Raw genomic sequence first — 17608 nt, forward strand, 5'->3', positions numbered from 1 at the left:
TCGGTCTCGTAGCCGGTGGTCCCGAGGGTGGTGGGGCTGGCTGCTCGGTCTCGTACGTCAGGCGTCGTCGGGGAGTGCCGCTTGGATGGGGGTGATGTTGCCCGTTCTCACCAGGAAGCCTCGGCCAGGGGGGCCGCCGACCGTTCCGCGGGGTAGGCGGATCGAGAAGATGTCGCCGTCGGCCTGGCTCTGGACGGCCAGCAGCACCCCGGTGCGGGCCTTGCGCGTCTCGGCGACGAACCCGCGATAGGCGACGGCCAGATCTCCGGTCGTGCCGGCGATCAGCAATCCGTGATCGCCGTCCCGGCCCGATCGGTGCACCTCCTCCAGCGCCATCCCCAAGGGGCCGTCCGCGTTGATCAACTCGGCGTCGTCCACCAGCACCACGTACTGCTGCAGCTCCGCGACCAGCTCCGTCAGGTTGGCGGCGTTGCCGTCCAGCACGGCCAGTGCGCCGTTGAGCTCCCTTAACGGGCTGCGTCTGGGAGCGACGGCGATGACGGGCGTGCCCCGGGCGATGAGTGAATGGGCGGCGGTCAGCAGGACAGACGAGCGGCCGGAGCGGGACGGGCCGGCGATGACGGCGCCGGGTCCGTGGGCCAGCAGGTCGAGCCCGAGCGGCGCCAGGGCGTCGCCGCCGGCGCCGATCAGTGCCCACAGCGGGGACGGGGGCGTGAACGTGGCGTCCAGGGCGAGTGCTTGGGATGCCGTGACGCGCATGGGGAGGGCGTCCACCCGCAAGGGGGGCTCGCCGTTCCACTGCCAGCCGCCCTGGCCCGTGCTCGCGGACCGCCCGTGAGCGGGGCCGGGACTCCGTCGAGGGCTCGCCGAATCCGCCGTCGACGTGCGGGCCAGGGATTGGAACGCGGCGACCTGGGCCGGGCCCGACGGGTCGGAGGAGAGCAGCGCGATGTGGTGCTCCACGATGCCGTGCTCGCCCATCGAGAGCGCGCGGCCAGGCGGCATCGACGAGGGCAGGCCCTTGAGGGGGAAGCCCGCCAGGCCGTAGTCGGAGGAGTCCGAGAGGCGCAGGAGCAGCCGGTCGTCGAAGACCGTCGAGACCTGGCCGAGCAGGCCCGACCGGTCGCTGGTGACCACGGCCCTGAACCCGACCGCCGGGCCTTCGCGCATGAGCTGGAGCAGCGACTCGATCAGGCGGCCGTAGTCGTAGCTCTCGAAGGCGGCGACGAAGCCCTCCCAGCGATCCAGCATGAACACCAGCCAGGGCAGGCGGTGGCCGGCTTGGCGGTATTCGGCCAGGGAGGCGTGCCCGGCCTCGGCCAGGAGCTGCTGGCGGCGGCCGACCTCGGCACGCAGGCGGGTGAGCAGGCGTTCGACCCGGTCGATCTGGTCGCGGGTCACGACGGCGCCGCAGTGGGGCATCGTGACCAGGGGCAGGAGCGCTCCGGAGCCGCAGTCGACCGCGTGGACGTGGACGTCTTCCGGGGAGGAGTGGGCCGCGATGGAGCCCGCGATCGTGCGTAGCGCCGTCGACCTGCCGGAGCGGGCGGCCCCCGCGATGAGCAGGTGACCTCCGTGGGCCAGGTCCAGCGCGAGAGGGCTTCGGTCCTGCGCCCACGGACGGTCGGTCAGGCCGTAAGGCAGCGGTGGGACCTCGACGAACGCACCCGACGGGGATCCCGCGCCGTGGGGCTCCGGGTGGGAGGGGAAGTGGTCAGGTTGCGCACCGGCCGGTAGAGGGCCTTTGGCGCCTCCGGAGGGGCGGGGGGTCGATGGATGGAGATGGCCTGGGCCCGCTGGGTGAAGGGGCGCGGGGCGACCTATGGGTGGGTGTCCGGGGAGGCCGAGGGAAGGTTGGGCCGAGCCCTTCACGGAGACCTGGACGTGGTCATGGGCGGCGATCCCTGGAATGTGCCTGGAAGCGCCCTTTGTCGGGTTGGGAGGCGCCGTCTGTGGCGCGGGGGAGCCGTCGTCGCCGGAAGGTGAGGAGGCGGTGGGCGCGGTCGCCGAGGGTGACGTGGTGAGGGCCGGGAGGTCCAGGACGAAGTGGGTGGGGAGGGGATCGAGCCAGGGACTGGGCTGGACGGGGACCGCGGTCAGGTGGGTGGCCTCGATCAGGGCGTCGGCGACCAGGGTCAGGTCGGTGACCGTCGAGTCCTCCTCCGGCTCCGGAGGGGGCGGCAGGGGTTTGCCCAGCGAGCGCCAGCTCACGTCGAGCACCCTGATGGCGGCGCCCGGCCCGGCGAGCGGGCCGGTCGAACCTGGCACGGGGCTGCGGCCTCCCACCCTGGCCGTCTGTACGGCGGTCGCGGCCCCCACGCCGGAACGGACGTAACAACGGCCGGGCGTCGACTTGGAGATGTGGGCGGCGTCCGGCAGGTCGATGACGTCGGAGGACTCCGCGGGCTCGGTCACGCGCAGGGCGATGCGCAACGACGTGTTCGCCTGGATGTCGGCCGTGACCACGCCCGCGGGGCGCTGCGTGGCCAGGATGAGGTGGATGCCCAGCGAGCGGCCACGGCGGGCGATGTCGACCAGGCCCGTGACGAAGTCAGGCAGCTCGGCCACCAGGGCGGCGAACTCGTCGATGATCAACACCAGGCGCGGCATGCCCGTGCCCGTGTAGTCCTCGATGTCCTTGGCCCCGGCAGCCGCCAGCAGGCGCTCTCTCCGGCGGATCTCGGCCGCCAGCGAGTCGAGGGCCCGCTGGGTCAGGTGGCCGTCGAGGTCGCTGACCATGCCGACCGTGTGCGGCAGGCGTACACACTCCTTGAAGGCGGCGCCGCCCTTGTAGTCGATCAGCACGAACGTGAGCTGGTCGGGCCGGTTGGCCACCGCCAGCGAGCAGATCAGCGTCTGCAGCAGCTCCGACTTGCCCGCGCCCGTGGTGCCGGCGATCAGGCCGTGGGGGCCGTCGAGCCTGAGGTCGACCGAGAACGGGCCCTCGGGGCCGATGCCGATCAGCGCGCTCGTGGAGCCCTGGGCCCGCCATCGCCCGGCCAGCTCCTGTCCGGACGGGCTGGGCATGCTCATCAGGTCGAGCAGGCGGACGGCGCCGGGGAGGTTGCCCGACGGGTCGTCCCTGCTCACGTCGCGGATCGGGGACAGGGCCCTGGCCAGCCGGTCGGACCAGGTGGGGGAGACGAGGTCGCCCAGGATCGGGCCGATGACGTCGAGGCCGCCGCCGCGCAGGCGTACGAGACCGTCCGTGCCGCACGCGGCCACGGTCTGGCACTCCTCGGGCAGCAGCCGCTGGTCGTCGTCGATGGCGAGCGTGAACACGCCTGAACGCGGGCCCTGGCGCAGCACCTGCGGCATGTTGGGCAGGCCGCGCAGCACCTGGGCGCCGTCGAGGATCACCAGGACGTCGTACGGGCGCACGTCGTACGAGGAGAAGGTGGGCTTCTCCGGGCCCCCGAGGTCGTCCCAGCCGGTGGGGATCTTGCCCAGCTCGGGGATCGCGGTGTTCTGGCGTTCGTCGATGAGGGCGGCGAGCTCGGAGACGCGGCGGGCGGCCGACTCGGGGTCGGTGCCGATCAGCGCCACGCACTCCTCGCCCGCGCGCGGCGTGCAGTGCGGGAGCCAGCGCATCCAGCCCCAGCGGTGCTCGCCGTCGGCGTGCGCGGACACGATCACGATGGCCAGGTCACGGGGGCTGTGCAGGGTCGCGGCCTGGGCGATCAGCCAGCTCGCGAGGCTGGTCGCCGCGGCGCGCGGGCCCGTGACGCCCGCCACGCCCAGCCTGCGCATGGGCAGTGCCACCGGAACGGAGTGGCACATCGGCGGATCGATGGGCCCGCCCTGCTCCTCCGACAGCTCCAGGTTGGCGGGCAGGTCGGCGAGCCCGACCCTGAGCCTGAGAGAGTCGGCGTCGTGGATCCGGCGCTCCCACAGCCGCCTGCGCGGCCCCGTGGCGGTGAGCAGCACCTGCGCCGGGTCGGGCGCGTCCGACCTGCGGGCGGCCTCGTCCGCCACCCTCGCCCGCTCGACGGCCTCGTCGTACGCCTGGAGCTGCTCGTTGTACTCCTTGAGCGCCTTTTTGTGCTGTTTCTTGCCATGGCGGCGGTCGCTCCACCATTGGCCGATCATGATGACCGGGGTCATGAGGGCGACGAGCAGGTAGTACGGCTGCTTCAGGGCGAACGCGAGCGTCACGCCGAGCACGGCGGGCAGGAGGGCGGCGAGCAACTGCAGGCGCAGGCCTTCGTTCCTGGAGGGCTCCTTGGGTTTGACGAACTTGCGCTCGGGCTCGGAGCGCCGGAGCCTGGGCGGGCGGTTGTAGGACACGCCGCCCTCGCTCCTGGGCGCCAGATGCGCGTCTTTGGGCTCGATCGACGTCAGCACGAACACTGACGAACCACACGTGAGCACGGCCTGGTCGGGCCATTCGGTCCGCTCCGTGAGCGGACGGCCGTCGAGCTCGGGCACCTCGCCGTAGTCGGCGGCCAGCTCGGCCGCCTCCCGCTCCGCGACCCGGGCCGTGAGCTCGGCGACCTCCTCGGCCCACCTGCCCTTGAGCTTCAGCCTGGGCGCCTCGCCGGGCGGCCGCCCGGCGCGCTCGATGGTGATCGCGTCCGGCGTCACGCGTACGGTCACCGCTTCCGGGGCGAGGACGGGGTCGGCGGTGGTCATGGCGCACATCGGGTCGGAGCCGATGACGTGCACGCCCAGGCCCAGCCGGTGTACGGCGCCGGCCGCGGGGCCGCCCACCACGCGCACCTCGGCCACCCCGCCCGGCTCCTCGATGAGGGTTTCGCGGGCGAGCGCGGGGTCCAGCGTGATCTTGTCGCCGTCGCGCAGCACGGCGGCGGCCCGGGCGCGGGGATCGAGCGGGCGGCCGTCACGCCACAGGGCCGGCGCCGCTCCCGCCCCTGCGGAGCTCGGCTGCGCTGTGACCGCCTGTGTCGCGGTGCGCTCCGGCCGGCGGGGGTGTGGCACGTGGGCGCCGGTGTCCTCGGGGGGCGACATGCCGTAGGGGGCTCGTGCTTTGGGCAGGCGGACGACCTTCGCCAGCGGCCCGTGATCGTTGAGCGCCTCGCTCACCCTCGCCACTGTGGCGCCGTCGTCGCCGTCGATCACGACGTCACGGTCGCCCTGCCCGCCGAGCACGGTGAGCATGATCCGCATGATGCCGTCCCCTCGCTCGGACCTCGGGCGCCCAAAGGTAGCGCCCGAAGCGAGGGTAGGCGGGTTGGTTGACGGCAATGGCATGGCCGGCTGGTGCTGGGGATGAGCGCGGGTTGGGGCTCCCGATGGCTGTGGATAACCGGTCTCCGCTCTTTGGCGGGGGTGGGTGGCTTGGTCGGGGCGGTGGGTGTGGAGGCCGCGGTGTATGGGATTGGTGTCCGTTTGGTTAGGTCGCGGGGCGTTGCGTCCGGCCGTGGCCGTGGTTGGGCGATTAGTAGTCGTCGGGTCGTCGGGTCGTCGGGTCGTCGGGGGGCGGGTGGGGTCGGGGCTTGGGTTGGGTGTTGCTTGCGGTGGGGTGGGGGGTAATGGGAGTGAATGGTGTGGTGGATGTTATTGGGGTGGTGGCTAGCCGGAGAAATGGTTGTTCGTCAACTCGGTAGAAAGAACCGGCATCGATTATTCGGCATTGGCGTCCCGTCACCTGCGAAACAAGCATGGGTCCTCGCATTCCGCCCCCACGCCCCCTCCTCGCCCCACATAATGGCGGCAATTCCACGATTCAATTGGGAGCCCCCCACCCATGAGGACCAGTGAAAAGCCTGCCGTCAACGCGGCGGCGGGGTTGTCCGGCCCGGCCTCGCGCAAGCTCCCCGTGCCCCCTCGCGAACGCAAGCCGGCCCTCGCCGCCCTTGCCGTTCTGCTGATCCTGGGCGGCGCGCTGGCCACGACCCTGCTCGTGCTGCGCAGCGGCGACCGCGTCTCCGCGATCCGGGTGACGCAGCAGGTCGGCGCGGGCCAGAAGTTCACCGAGCAGATGCTGGAAGAGGTCCAGATCGCGGCCGACAGCGGCATCGACTACGTGAGCTGGTCGGAGCGGGGCAAGGTGGAAAACAGCTTCGCGACCGTCACGGTCCTCCCCGGCACGCTGTTCACGAGCCGGATGGGAGTCAAGCAGAGCAGCGAGCTGGGCCCGGGAAAGGCGACCGTCGGATTGGCCCTCAAGCCAGGGCAAATGCCCGCCGGAGTGGAAGCGGGTGACCGGGTCCAGGTGATATATGTGCCCAGCCGTTCGGCCCAGGGACAAACGCGGGTGCTGGCGGAAAGCGCTCTCGTGTTCTCGGTGGGCGACAAGTCGAGGACGGCGAATTCCGGCCAGATCACGGTAATAGTGGATTCATCAGCGTCACCGGAAATAGTGGCGTTCGCCTCCAGCGGTGAGATCGCGGTGGCCGAGCTACCGGGGGCACGCTGACGTGGCGCTGATCGTACTGGCCGCCGACAAGGGCGCGCCGGGTGTGACGACCGCGGCGACCGCCCTGGCGGCGGTGTGGCCGCGCCCCGTGCTGCTGGCCGAATGCGATCCGGCGGGCGGTGACCTCGCCTACCGGCTCCCGGCCGCCGACGGCGGCGTCCTGAACCCCGGCAAGGGCCTGCTCACCCTCGGCGCCACGGCGCGGCGCGGGCTCGAGCCCGCCCAGATCCACCAGCACACGCAGAAGATCGTCGGGGGTCTCGACGTGCTGGTCGGGCTCACGCACGGCGAGCAGGCCGCCGGGCTCACCTGGCTGTGGGGCCCGCTGGGCAGAGCGCTCGCCGGCATCCCGAACGCCGACGTGATCGCCGACTGCGGCCGCCTCGGCGCGCACGCGCAGCTCGGCGATCTGCTCGCCGAGGCCGAGCAGGTCGTGCTGCTCACCAGGGCCACTCTCGACCACGTCGCCCACCTGCGCGAACGCCTCCAGATCACCAAGGCGCACGGCGTCGCCGTGATCGCCGACCCGCGTAACTACCGCGCCTCCATCGACGACGTACGCAGGATCGTCGGCCCGGCCGTCCAGTACGTGTACGGCCTCGCGCACGACCCCAAGGGCGCCGAGCTGCTGCGCGGCCAGTGGGGCGGACGGCTCGACCGGTCCCTGCTCATCCGCACCGCGAGAGACCTGGCGGGAAGGCTGGTGAGTCACCGATGATCGATCACTCGCTGGTCAAGCGCTTCCGCCAGGAGGTCGGCGACCGCCTGGCCCACCAGCGCCGGCTCGACCAGGCCAACGGCCTGCCCCCGATGACGGGGGAGGACGAGCGCCAGTTCGCCCGGGCGCTGATCTCCCAGGTCCTGGAGGAGCACGCCCGCAACGAGATCGGCCTCGGCCGCACGCCCCCCACGGTCGAGGAGGAAGAGGCGCTCGCGGCCGGCATCCACGCCGCGCTGTTCGGCGTGGGCAGGCTGCAGCCGCTGCTCGACGACCCCCAGGTCGAGAACATCGACATCAACGGCTGCGACAGGGTGTTCGTCAGCTACGCCGACGGCCAGGAGCTCATGCACGACCCGGTCGCCGAGTCCGACGACGAGCTGATCGAGCTCATCCAGATCCTGGCGGCGTACTCGGGCCTGTCGAGCAGGCCCTTCGACACCGCCAACCCACAGCTCGACCTGCGCCTCCCCGACGGCTCCAGGCTGAGCGCCGTCATGGACGTCACCGTCAGGCCGGCGGTCTCGATCCGCCGCGCCCGCCTCGGCAAGGTCTTCCTGTCCGACTTGGCAGGCAACAGCACGATAAGTCGGGACATATCGAGGTTCTTGACGGCTGCCGTCGCCGCCCGCAAGAACATCATGATCGCCGGATCCACCAACGCCGGCAAGACCACCCTGCTGCGGGCCCTGGCCAACGAGATCCAGCCCACCGAGCGCCTCATCACCGTCGAACGAGCCCTGGAGCTGGGCCTCGACCAGTTCCCCGAGCTCCACCCCAACGTCGTCGCCTTCGAGCAGCGCCTGCCCAACTCCGAGGGCCAGGGCGAGATCTCCATGGCCGAGCTGGTCAGACGCTCCCTCCGCATGAACCCCAGCCGCGTCATCGTCGGCGAGGTCCTCGGCGACGAGATCGTCACCATGCTCAACGCGATGACCCAGGGCAACGACGGCTCCCTGTCGACCATCCACGCCAACTCCAGCATGGAGGTCTTCAACCGCATCTCCACCTATGCCCTGCAGGCCAGCGAGCGCCTGCCCATCGACGCGACCCACATGCTCATCGCGGGCGCCATCGACTTCGTCGTCTTCATCACGAAGCGCAACGACTACCACGTCGGCGGCACCCTGCGCCGCTACGTCTCCAGCATCCGCGAGGTCAACGGCTGCGACGGCCGCGTCCTGTCGAGCGAGGTGTTCGTGCCGGGCCCCGACGGCACCGCCGTCCCGCACGCGCCGGTCTCCTGCCTGGACGAGCTCGCCGCCCACGGCTACCTGCCGGGAGGGTGGTGACGAGGTGATCTTCGACCCGTTCGCGCTGCTGACCGGAGCGATCATAGGCGGCGGCCTGTTCCTGTTCTTCGTCTCCCTCTACGGCATGCGCCCCCGCCCGCCCCAGCCCAAGCGCCACCTGCTCAAGATGCTGACCACCCGCACCGCGATAGCCGCGGTCGCGGCCGGACTCGTCCTGATCATCACCGGCTGGCCGGTCATGGCGGTGGGCACGGTGCTGCTCGTGTTCGCCTGGCGCGGCCTGTCGGGAGGGGCCGCCGAGGAGCGCGCCGCCATGCGCCGGCTCGAAGGGCTCGCCGCCTGGACCGAGTCCCTGCGTGACACGATCGCCGGCGCGGCCGGGCTCGAACAGGCCATCCCGTCGTCCATCAGGGCCGCCGCGCCCATGCTCAGGCCCCACCTGCGCGCCATGATCGACCGGCTGCACACGAGGATGGCGCTGCCGGAGGCGCTGGCGCTGTTCGCCGACGAGCTCGACGACCCGTCGGCCGACCTCGTGGTGGCCGCGCTCATCCTCAACTCCCGGCTGCGCGGCCCCGGCCTGCGCGACGTGCTGGGTGCGCTGGCCGTCTCGGCCCGCGAGGAGCTCGACATGCGCCGCCGCGTCGAGGCCGAACGCCGCTCGACCAGGCGCAGCGTCCAGATCGTGGTGATCACCGCGCTCGTCTTCGCCGGGCTCCTCATCCTGTTCAACCCCTCCTACGTGGCCGAGTACGAGGGCCTGCTGGGCCAGGCCGTGCTCGTGGTGGTCGCGGGGCTGTTCGGAGCGGGGTTCGCCTGGATGAGGCGGCTGGCCAGGTTCGACAAGCCGACCCGGCTGCTCATGGGAGGAGGCGGCGGCGATGGTTGAGGGCGCGCTGGGCGGGGCCGTATTAGGGCTCGGCCTGTTCGTGCTGCTGCGGGCGCTCTTCCCGGCCCGCCCGGGGCTGGTGGCGCGGCTGCTCGCGCTCGACGCCGTGCGCGAGGACGCGGGCGCTCCGAGCATCCAGCTCCTGCTGCCCGAGGAGGAGGTCAGCGCGTTCCGCCGCGGCCTGGGTGCCCGCCTGGCCCGCCTGTACGCGGCCCGCGGCTGGGAGGTCAGGTCGATCAAGGCGGACCTGGCGCTGCTCGGCCGCTCGTTCGAGGCGTTCCTGGCCGGCAAGGTGCTGCTGGCGGCCAGCGGCCTGCTGGCCTTCCCGCTGCTGCTCGGCTGGCTGGTGCTCATGGAGTGGGGCACCTCGCTGGCCATCCCGTTCTGGGCCGCCGTGCTCGTCGCGCTGCTGTTCTTCTTCCTGCCCGACCTCCAGATACGCAAGGACGCGGCGGCCAGGCGGCGTGACTTCCGCCATGTGGTCGGCGCGTTCCTCGACCTCGTTTCCATGAACCTGGCCGGCGGCCGCGGCGTCCCCGAGGCCCTCATGATGGCCGTCTCGGTCAGCGGCGAGCAGCCCAACTGGGCGATGGGCCGCATCCGCGACGCGCTCAGCGGCGCCAGGATCGTCGGCATCACCCCGTGGCAGGCGCTCGGCCAGCTCGGCGAGGAGATCAACATCGACGAGCTGCGCGACCTGTCCGCCGCGCTCGGCCTGGTGGCCGACGACGGCGCCAAAGTACGCGCGTCGCTGACGGCGAGGGCCGCGACGTTGCGCCGCCGCGAGCTGGCGGAGATCGAGGGCAGGGCCGGCGAGCGGTCGCAGTCGATGCTCGTGGCCCAGCTGCTGCTCTGCGCCGGTTTCGTGATCTTTCTCAGTTTTCCCGCCGCTATGAAGATGTTGGGGTCCTGATGAACCATCCCTGGATCGTTTACCTCACCGCGTACCTGGGTGTCCGCATCCAGCGCGCCCGCACCGCCCCCACCCGCGGGGCCTCCGCCGTCGAGTGGGTGATCATCACCGCCATCATCGCCGGGGTCGCGCTCGGGTTGGCCACCTTGATCAAGTCGCTGGTCGAGGGAAGGCAGAACGATCTCCAAGGCACCTTCGGCGGTGGCGGTGACACCGGTGGTAATCCGTAGGAGGGGCGAGCGGGGCGCGACGGTGATCGAGCTGGCCATCCTCATGCCGATCATCCTGGCGGTCGCGCTGCTCATCGTGCAGGTGGCGCTCTGGTTTCACGCCCGCCAGGTCGCGGAGGCCGCCGCCCAGGAGGGCGCGCGCGTGGCCAGGGCGGCGCCGTTCGACTCCGGTGACTGGCCGGGCCAGGCCACCGCCAAGGCCACCGACATCATCCAGGCCGTCGGCCCGAAGCTGCTCCAGAGCGCCAAGGCCACGACGTCCGAGAAGGAACCGGACGAGCGCTTCGTCACCGTGACCGGCAGCGCCGTACAGGTCATCCCGCTGCTGCCCGAGCTGTCGTTCACGATCACCGCCACCGCGGGCGGGCCGGTCGAGTGCTTCCGCCCGGACAACGGCGGCGGGGACTGCTCGTGAGGCGGGCGGAGCGCGGCTCCATGGCCGTGGAGACCGTGATGCTGGCCCCGCTCTTCCTGCTGTTCCTCATGTTCCTGGCGGGAGCGGGGGTGCTGGTGGAGTCGCAGGGGCGGGTCAACGGGGCGGCCAGGGACGCGGCCCGCGCCGCGTCGGTGCAGCGCACGCTCGACGACGCCGAGGCCGCGGCCAAGGCCATCGCCGACAGCACGCTGACCGGGCCCTGCGGGTCCCCGTCCGTCTCGCTGGACGGCTCCGCGTGGGAGCAGGGCGGCCAGGTCCAGGCCGAGGTGAGCTGCGAGCTGGACCTCGGTTTCCTGGGGTTCGGCGGCGTCAAGCGGATGACCGGCACGGCGGTGGTGCCGATCGAGCAGTTCAGGAGGGTCGAATGAGAGAGCGGGGGTCGATGTCGGTGTTCACCGTGCTGTTCTCCGTCGTCGTGTTCCTGCTGGCCGGGCTCCTCGTGGACGGCGGCGCGGCGATCAACGCCCGGCTGCGCGCGGCCGACGTGGCAGAGCAGGCCGCGCGGGCCGGCGCCGACGAGATCGACGTCGACCACCTGCGCTCCACCGGCCAGACCCGGCTGCTCGGCGAGGACCAGGTGTGCGCCAGGGCCGACGAGATCGTCGCCGCGCAGGGCGGCCAGGGTGTGACCCGCGGCGAGTGCACCGTCGGCCAGGGGCAGGCACAGGTGACGATCACCGTGTCGGTGTCCTGGAAGGCGTTCTTCCTGAGCGCGATCGGCTTTCCCGGCACCGAGATGACCGGCCGGGCCGTTGCCGCGCCCGAAGCGAGATAGACCGAAACTCACCGGTCGATGGATCGGTGAGCGTACGAGCACGACCCTGGACGGCGGAAGGGAGAGACGATGCCGACGCGAGAGCCCGCGCGCCCACACGGACGTCACACGCCCGTGCGCGTCAAGGCCAGGCGCAGCGCCGGAGACGTGCTCGCCGGCATCGGATCGCTGATCGTGCTGGTCGCGCTCGTGGGCGGGGTGCCGTACGCGCTGCTCACGTTCGTGGGGCCGCCGATCGCGCCCGAGCTGCTCGACCTCGACCTGCTCACCAGCCGCGTCGGCCCGAGCACCGTCGTGGCCGTGCTGGTGCTGCTGGTGTGGCTGGCCTGGTTCCAGCTGTTCGTGTGCGTGCTGGTCGAGGTGTACGCGGGCGTGCGCAGGGTCGGCATGCCGGCCCGCGTGCCGCTCTCCGGAGGCACGCAGGCGCTGGCCAACAAGCTCGTCGGCGCGGTGCTGCTGCTGTTCACGGCGGGTGCGATGGTCGTGCCGCTGGCCAAGCTGGCACCCACGCCGGCCGCCACGCCCGTGACGGCGGTCGCGTACTCCGCGCCGATCGTCGAGAAGACGACCCTCGACACGCACAAGACCAAGAAGGTGTACGTGGTGCAGCCGCCGCACGGCCGGCACCACGAGAGCCTGTGGGAGATCGCCGAGAAGTGCCTCGGCGACGGCCGCCGATATCCCGAAATTTACCGGCTTAATCAGGCGAAGGAGCAGCCGGACGGCTCCCGCCTGCGCATGGCCGACCTGATCAGGCCCGGCTGGGTGCTCGACATGCCGGACGACGCCAGGCACGCCCACGTAGTCCCCGTCGACCAGCCCCGCGAGCAGACCCTGCGCGAGCACCCCGGCAGGGCGTCGGTGGGACAGCACGTGGACCGGCACGCCGACTCGAAGACCGGCCAGGCCGAGAAGAAGGTCGAGGCCAAGCACCGCCAGCCGGATCAACAGCAGCAGCAGCCCGACCGGCCGCAGGCCACCATCCGGCAGAGCCAGACGACCGACCTGACCGACTACCTCGCCACGGCCTCGCTGGCCGCCGCGGGCCTGCTGGTCGTGCTGGCCAGGCGGCGCCGCGAGCAGCTCTGGCGCAGGGTGTTCGGCCGCCGGATCGCCCGCCCGCGCGACGACGCCGCCCAGGCCGAGGTCGCGCTGAGGCTGGGCGGCGACGCGCCGGGCGCCCGCATCCTCGACATCGGCCTGCGGCTGCTCGGCGCCGAGCTGGCCGCCCAGAACCGCACGCCGCCCACCGTGTACGGGGCGCACCTGTCGGCCCGCACGCTCGACCTGTGGATCCACCCGCCGGACGGGGACGCGCCCGCGCCGTGGATGGCCCAGGACGGCGGCCAGGTATGGCGGCTGCCCGCGCACGAAGGCCGCCTGCTGGAGGAACAGGCGGGCGGGGCGCCGTACCCCGGGCTGGTCTCCATCGGCACGGACGCCAGCGGGCGCGTGCTCATCGACCTGGAAGCCGCGCAGGGCCTGATCAACGTACGCGGCCCGCAGACCACGGCCGCGCTGGCCGCCCTCGCCGTCGAGCTGGCCACCAACCGCTGGTCCGACCGCATGCGCATCACGCTCGTCGGCTTCGGCGAGGAGCTGACCGCCATCGCGCCCGACCGCATCCGGGCCGTGGGCGGCCTGGCCGAGGTGCTGCCCGAGCTGGAGGCGATCGCAGCGCCGCGCAGGGAGGTGCTGACCGGGCGCATCACCGGCAGCCCGCGCGACGCCCACTACCTGCTGTCCGCGGTCGCGCCCACGCACGAGGAGGCCCGGCGTCTGGCGCTGCTGGCCCGCCGGGACACCGCCGGTTACGTGCTGGCGGGCGAGGTCCCGCACGCCACCTGGACGCTGGAGATCGGCGACGACGGCCGGGCCAGGATGGCCGAGCTGGGCTTCGACGTGCAGGCCCAGCTCCTGCCCCGCCGCCACTACCAGGCATTGATCGACCTGTTCCGCACGGCCTCCCAGGTCGACGGCGAGGCCGTCTCCGAGGCCGAGCCGCTGGCGGGGCTGCACCCGCCCGCCGTCGAGATCAGGATGCTCGGCCCCATCGAGGTCATCGGCCTGCGGCCCCTGGAGGAGGGCCGGCTGGCGCTGGCCGCGGAGCTGCTGGTCTACCTGGCCACGCATCCCGGCGGCGTGCATCCCTCGGTGCTGGGCGGGGTGCTCTGGCCGCGCGGCGTGCAGGACATGGTCAGGGACGCCACGATCGCCAGGGTCGCCGAATGGCTCGGGCGGGAGCACCTGCACACCGACGAGGCCGGCCGGATCAGCCTGGGGCCCGAGGTGCGTACGGACTGGGCGCTGTTCCGCGAGCTCGTACGCCGCTCGCACGGCGACCCGACGGCCCGGGCCGTCCTGCTGGAGAAGGCGCTCGGCCTGGTCAGGGGCCCGCTGCTGAGCGGCCGCCAGCCGGGCAGGTACGCCTGGCTGGCGGCCGAGGACCTGGAGTACGACGTGGCCGCCGAGGTGGCCGACGCGGCGCACCAGCTCTGCGAGCTGCGGCTCGCGCACGGGCAGCCGGACGCCGCGGTGGCCGCCGTGCGCGCGGCCCTGCTGCTGGCGGTGGACGACGAGGGCCTCTGGCGTGACCTGCTGCGGGCCACGCACGCCACCGAGGACACCGTACGGCTGCGCGCCGTCGTCGAGGGGCTGACCCGCAGGGCGGCCTCGCACCCGTACGGCGGCGGGATGGCCCCGGAGACCGAGGCACTGATCGAGGAACTGCTGCCCACGTGGCGCATCCATGTGGTGAGGGAGTCGTCGGCATGAGACGAGTCATGGTGCTGCTGATGATCGTCCTGGCGGGCTGCGGGCAGGCCGCGCGCCCGTACACGCCCGCGGCGGAGCCCACCCCGGCGAAACCTTCCGCCAAAGCCGCGCAGCCGGAGGAGACGCTGCCCGCCGGCCCCCAGAGCATCGCCATCGGCGACGGCCTGCGCGTGCGGGTGGAGTGGCCGGCCGACCCCGACCCGCTGCTGAAGGTCATCGTCGACCAGTACGTGGGCACCCGCCAGGCCGTCGTCGAAGGGACCCGCGGCTACCGGCGCAATCTCGAGATCCAGGCCGAGGAGCAGGCGACGGAGTGGGTGAACGAGTTCATCGACGAGGAGCAGTCGATGCGCGGGACGGGCCGGCTCTACAACCTGCGGGTCAGCGCCCGCATGGGCAAAGGCGCTCAGATCAACGCATGCGTGGACGAGTCAGGCGTGCGGATGATCTCCTCCCGCACCGGGAAGGCCGTCGCGCCCCAACCCGGTTGGCTGCGCACCCCCTACGGCCAGAGCGTGGTCGCCCATCGCGGTGATGACGGGGTGTGGCGCATCAGGTCCTACATCACCTCCACAGAGAGATGCACCCGATGAAACCTTTGCTTGCGGTACTGCTCGCGGTGCCGCTGACGCTCGGTCCGACCCCGGGACCCGGCGATGTGGACGTCAAGGGCAATCAGCGCGGGCGGACGACGACACTGAGCCTGGAGGCCAGCACCATCAAGATCACCGGTGACGGCAAGGGCGGTTCGGGCGACGGCTACCGCATCCCGCGCCCCTGCTGGTACGAGCCCAGCCTGGACGCCGAGGAGATGTTCCGGCTGCACACCGAAGGCGCGGGCCCGGCCAGGCGGGCGGGCATCGACGAGGACAGCTTCCGGGCCTTCGTCCAGCAGTTCAAGGACAAGCTCGGCAAGCCGGGCCGGTGGTGGGTGCCCGCGTACAACAAGGCCGATCCGAACGGCGCCGCCTGCTGGGGCGGCCTCGAACAGTTCATCTTCATGCCCCCGAACACCACGCCGCCGTCCGGGATCACGATCGAGCAGCTGGCGCAGATCGCCAGGGCCGCGCTGACCGTCCCGGAGCCGACGGTCAAGCTGAACCCCGACGCCAAGAGCTTCGTCAACCTCCCGACCTACGTCTGGCTGGAGAACGTCGGTCAGCCGCGCCGCACGGTCACGGCGTCGATCCCCGGCGTCATGAGCGTGACCCTGGTGGCGACGCTGCAGGACATCAAGATCGACCCGGGCACGTCCAAGGACCGGGCCGAGGTGCACGAGGAGGGCTGCGGGCCGTCCGGGAAGCCGTACGCGAAGGGTGCCCAGTTCACCTGCGGCGTGCGTTACCTGCGCTCGGCGATCGACCAGCCGCGCGAGAAGTACACGCTGACCGTCACCACCGTCTGGCCGGTCCAGGTGGCCGACAACGTGGTGCCGTTCCAGTTCGCGCCCGTACAGGTCGGAGCCAGCCGGGACGTGCCGGTCGGCGAGATCCAGAGCAACGTCAAGCCGTGAGCGGCGGCCGAGCCGCTCAGGGGCCGCTCAGGCCCGGACCACCGCCACCAGCGGGGCCAGCTCGGGCAGCTCCGCCGCCTCGTCGAGCACTTCCTTCAGTACGCCGTCGTGCGTGGGACGGGCCCGCTCCAGCAGCTCGAACCCGGCCTGCGTGACCTCCGAGTAGATCCCGCGCCTGTCGTCCTCGCACAGGTAGCGCTTGAGCAGGCCGCGGTTCTCCAGGCGCGTCACCAGCCTGGTCGTGGCGCTCTGGCTGAGCACGACGGCCCTGGCGAGCTGCTGCATCCGCATGTGCCAGCCGTCCTGGCGGGCCAGCACGTCCAGCACTGTGTATTCGCTCACACTGAGCGAGTGCTCCTTCTGGAGTGATTTCTCCAGCCTGTCCTCGATTTTCGCGTGCAGCGCCGCGAGGGTGCGCCAGCCCTGGGCGCGCGCCTCCACGGCGTCATCGGCTAGGGGCATGTGACAGCCTCCTCGACATCCTTGTATGTTCAGTTAGTCGGCGTGTGCAAATAATGTCCACGCTCACTAACGTCGTCTGAGGAGTAGTCTATGCCTCTCGCCCTGTTCGCCCTCGCGATCAGCGCCTTCGGCATCGGGACCACGGAGTTCATCATCAACGGGCTGCTGCCCGAGGTGGCGGCCGATTTCCACGTGACCATCCCGGCCGCCGGCCTGCTCGTGTCCGGCTACGCGCTGGGTGTGGCGGTCGGCGGGCCGCCGCTGACCATGCTCGGCGGGCGCCTGTCGCGCAAGACCATGCTGTTGTCGCTGATGGTGCTGTTCATCGCCGGGAACCTGCTGTCGGCGCTGGCGCCCTCGTACGGAGTGCTGATGGTCGGCCGTTTCCTGTCGGCCTTCGCGCACGGAGCGTACTTCGGGGTCGGCTCCGTGGTGGCCGCCGACCTGGTGGCGCCGAAGAAGCGGGCCAGCGCCATCGCCATGATGTTCACCGGCCTCACGCTCGCCAACGTCCTGGGCGTGCCCCTGGGCACCTGGATCGGTCAGGCGTTCGGCTGGCGGGCCACGTTCTGGGTCGTGGTCGCGATCGGCGTGGCCGGTCTCGCCGGCGTCGTCGCCCTCGTCCCCCGGCAGCCGCGCCCGACCGGGAGCGTCGTGCGGGAGCTGGCGACGTTCCGCAAGGCCGGCGTCTGGCTGGCCCTCGGGATGACCGTCTTCGGCTTCGCCCCGGTCTTCGCCGTCATCACGTTCATCGCGCCCATCATGACCGGCGTGGGCGGCTTCTCGCCCGGCGCCGTGCCCGTGGTCATGGCCCTGTTCGGGGTCGGCCTCGTGGCGGGAAACCTGATCGGCGGCAAGCTCGCCGACCGCGCGGTCATGCCCAGCATCTACGGCTCGGTCGCCCTGCTCACCCTGCTGGCCGTGGCGGTGGCCCTGGTGTCGGGCAGCCAGGTGGCCTTCGTGATCACCATCACGCTGTTCGGCGTGGCCGCCTTCGCCACGGTCCCGCCCCTGCAGACCCGCGTCCTGGACGCCGCCGCCGGCGCTCCCACGCTGGCCTCGGCGGCCAACATCGGGGCCTTCAACCTGGGCAACGCGATCGGCTCCTTCGCGGCCGGCCTCACCATCGACGCCGGCTTCGGCTACACCGCCCCGGCCTGGACCGCGGCCCTGCTGGGCCTGGCGGGGCTGGCCGTGGCGGGGGGGGGGGGGCCCCCGGGCCGGCCCCCGGGGGGCCCCCCCCAAATCGGCCGCGGGTTGGGGGGGGTGAAACACCACCTCGTCGGCGCCGCCGTGGTTGTGGC

General features: G+C 72.0%; 15 protein-coding genes. 13 read left to right on the forward strand and 2 right to left on the reverse strand.

Annotated elements, in window-relative coordinates; translation table 11 throughout:
* Nucleotides 1–57: 57 nt before the first annotated feature.
* Nucleotides 58–5088 carry an FtsK/SpoIIIE domain-containing protein gene (locus ACWEPL_RS44595; protein WP_452439784.1) on the reverse strand — a complete coding sequence of 1677 codons (5031 nt, stop codon included), beginning with the start codon at nt 5086–5088 and terminating at the stop codon, nt 58–60.
* A gap of 580 nt (nt 5089–5668) precedes the next feature.
* On the opposite strand from ACWEPL_RS44595, the gene ACWEPL_RS44600 reads away from it, so the two are divergent.
* The 12 genes from ACWEPL_RS44600 to ACWEPL_RS44655 all read left to right on the forward strand — a co-directional run bounded on the left by ACWEPL_RS44600 (nt 5669) and on the right by ACWEPL_RS44655 (nt 15842).
* Nucleotides 5669–6340 (forward strand): hypothetical protein, encoded by a 672-nt coding sequence (locus ACWEPL_RS44600; RefSeq protein ID WP_350728305.1) that lies wholly within the window; start codon nt 5669–5671, stop codon nt 6338–6340.
* 1 nt (nt 6341) lies between these two features.
* Entirely contained in the window at nt 6342–7058 is a 717-nt protein-coding gene (locus ACWEPL_RS44605; RefSeq protein ID WP_350728306.1) for a hypothetical protein, read from the forward strand.
* Entirely contained in the window at nt 7055–8350 is a 1296-nt protein-coding gene (locus ACWEPL_RS44610) for a CpaF family protein (protein ID WP_452439785.1), read from the forward strand. The genes ACWEPL_RS44605 and ACWEPL_RS44610 overlap by 4 nt, the downstream gene beginning before the upstream one ends.
* 4 nt (nt 8351–8354) lie before the next feature.
* The gene (locus ACWEPL_RS44615; protein WP_363962405.1) at nt 8355–9200 is read left to right on the forward strand and encodes a type II secretion system F family protein; all 846 of its coding nucleotides are present in this window, start codon (nt 8355–8357) and stop codon (nt 9198–9200) included.
* Nucleotides 9201–9240: 40 nt separating this feature from the next.
* Nucleotides 9241–10113, forward strand: a complete 873-nt coding sequence (locus ACWEPL_RS44620) for a type II secretion system F family protein (RefSeq protein WP_355190643.1) — start codon at nt 9241–9243, stop codon at nt 10111–10113.
* Nucleotides 10113–10343: a hypothetical protein gene (locus ACWEPL_RS44625; RefSeq protein ID WP_350728310.1), complete on the forward strand. Its 231-nt coding sequence runs from the start codon at nt 10113–10115 to the stop codon at nt 10341–10343. Before ACWEPL_RS44620 ends, ACWEPL_RS44625 begins: the two co-directional genes overlap by 1 nt.
* Complete coding sequence (locus tag ACWEPL_RS44630) at nt 10330–10758, forward strand: TadE family protein (protein ID WP_363962406.1); 429 nt, start codon at nt 10330–10332, stop codon at nt 10756–10758. The genes ACWEPL_RS44625 and ACWEPL_RS44630 overlap by 14 nt, the downstream gene beginning before the upstream one ends.
* Entirely contained in the window at nt 10755–11147 is a 393-nt protein-coding gene (locus ACWEPL_RS44635; protein ID WP_357726163.1) for a TadE/TadG family type IV pilus assembly protein, read from the forward strand. The genes ACWEPL_RS44630 and ACWEPL_RS44635 overlap by 4 nt, the downstream gene beginning before the upstream one ends.
* Nucleotides 11144–11554 carry a pilus assembly protein TadG-related protein gene (locus tag ACWEPL_RS44640; protein ID WP_452439787.1) on the forward strand — a complete coding sequence of 137 codons (411 nt, stop codon included), beginning with the start codon at nt 11144–11146 and terminating at the stop codon, nt 11552–11554. The genes ACWEPL_RS44635 and ACWEPL_RS44640 overlap by 4 nt, the downstream gene beginning before the upstream one ends.
* A gap of 69 nt (nt 11555–11623) precedes the next feature.
* Complete coding sequence (locus ACWEPL_RS44645) at nt 11624–14329, forward strand: BTAD domain-containing putative transcriptional regulator (protein ID WP_452439788.1); 2706 nt, start codon at nt 11624–11626, stop codon at nt 14327–14329.
* A complete protein-coding gene (locus ACWEPL_RS44650) occupies nt 14326–14922 on the forward strand; it encodes a hypothetical protein (protein WP_452439789.1) in 597 nt (198 codons plus the stop codon). The genes ACWEPL_RS44645 and ACWEPL_RS44650 overlap by 4 nt, the downstream gene beginning before the upstream one ends.
* Nucleotides 14919–15842, forward strand: coding sequence for a hypothetical protein (locus tag ACWEPL_RS44655; RefSeq protein ID WP_363962411.1), 924 nt, complete (start codon nt 14919–14921; stop codon nt 15840–15842). The genes ACWEPL_RS44650 and ACWEPL_RS44655 overlap by 4 nt, the downstream gene beginning before the upstream one ends.
* A 27-nt stretch (nt 15843–15869) precedes the next feature.
* On the opposite strand, the gene ACWEPL_RS44660 is transcribed toward ACWEPL_RS44655, so the two are convergent.
* Nucleotides 15870–16304 carry a MarR family winged helix-turn-helix transcriptional regulator gene (locus tag ACWEPL_RS44660; RefSeq protein WP_350728317.1) on the reverse strand — a complete coding sequence of 145 codons (435 nt, stop codon included), beginning with the start codon at nt 16302–16304 and terminating at the stop codon, nt 15870–15872.
* Nucleotides 16305–16394: 90 nt separating this feature from the next.
* On the opposite strand from ACWEPL_RS44660, the gene ACWEPL_RS44665 reads away from it, so the two are divergent.
* Nucleotides 16395–17608: MFS transporter (locus ACWEPL_RS44665; RefSeq protein ID WP_452439790.1), on the forward strand; the 1214-nt coding region annotated here is incomplete at its 3' end.

The organism is Nonomuraea sp. NPDC004186 (assembly GCF_053603495.1).

Coding starts and splice junctions, on each gene's coding strand:
- ACWEPL_RS44595 (WP_452439784.1), bottom strand. CDS start 5,088: ATGCGGATCATGCTCACCGTGCTCGGCGGGCAGGGCGACCGTGACGTC.
- ACWEPL_RS44600 (WP_350728305.1), top strand. CDS start 5,669: ATGAGGACCAGTGAAAAGCCTGCCGTCAACGCGGCGGCGGGGTTGTCC.
- ACWEPL_RS44610 (WP_452439785.1), top strand. CDS start 7,055: ATGATCGATCACTCGCTGGTCAAGCGCTTCCGCCAGGAGGTCGGCGAC.
- ACWEPL_RS44625 (WP_350728310.1), top strand. CDS start 10,113: ATGAACCATCCCTGGATCGTTTACCTCACCGCGTACCTGGGTGTCCGC.
- ACWEPL_RS44640 (WP_452439787.1), top strand. CDS start 11,144: ATGAGAGAGCGGGGGTCGATGTCGGTGTTCACCGTGCTGTTCTCCGTC.
- ACWEPL_RS44645 (WP_452439788.1), top strand. CDS start 11,624: ATGCCGACGCGAGAGCCCGCGCGCCCACACGGACGTCACACGCCCGTG.
- ACWEPL_RS44650 (WP_452439789.1), top strand. CDS start 14,326: ATGAGACGAGTCATGGTGCTGCTGATGATCGTCCTGGCGGGCTGCGGG.
- ACWEPL_RS44655 (WP_363962411.1), top strand. CDS start 14,919: ATGAAACCTTTGCTTGCGGTACTGCTCGCGGTGCCGCTGACGCTCGGT.
- ACWEPL_RS44660 (WP_350728317.1), bottom strand. CDS start 16,304: ATGCCCCTAGCCGATGACGCCGTGGAGGCGCGCGCCCAGGGCTGGCGC.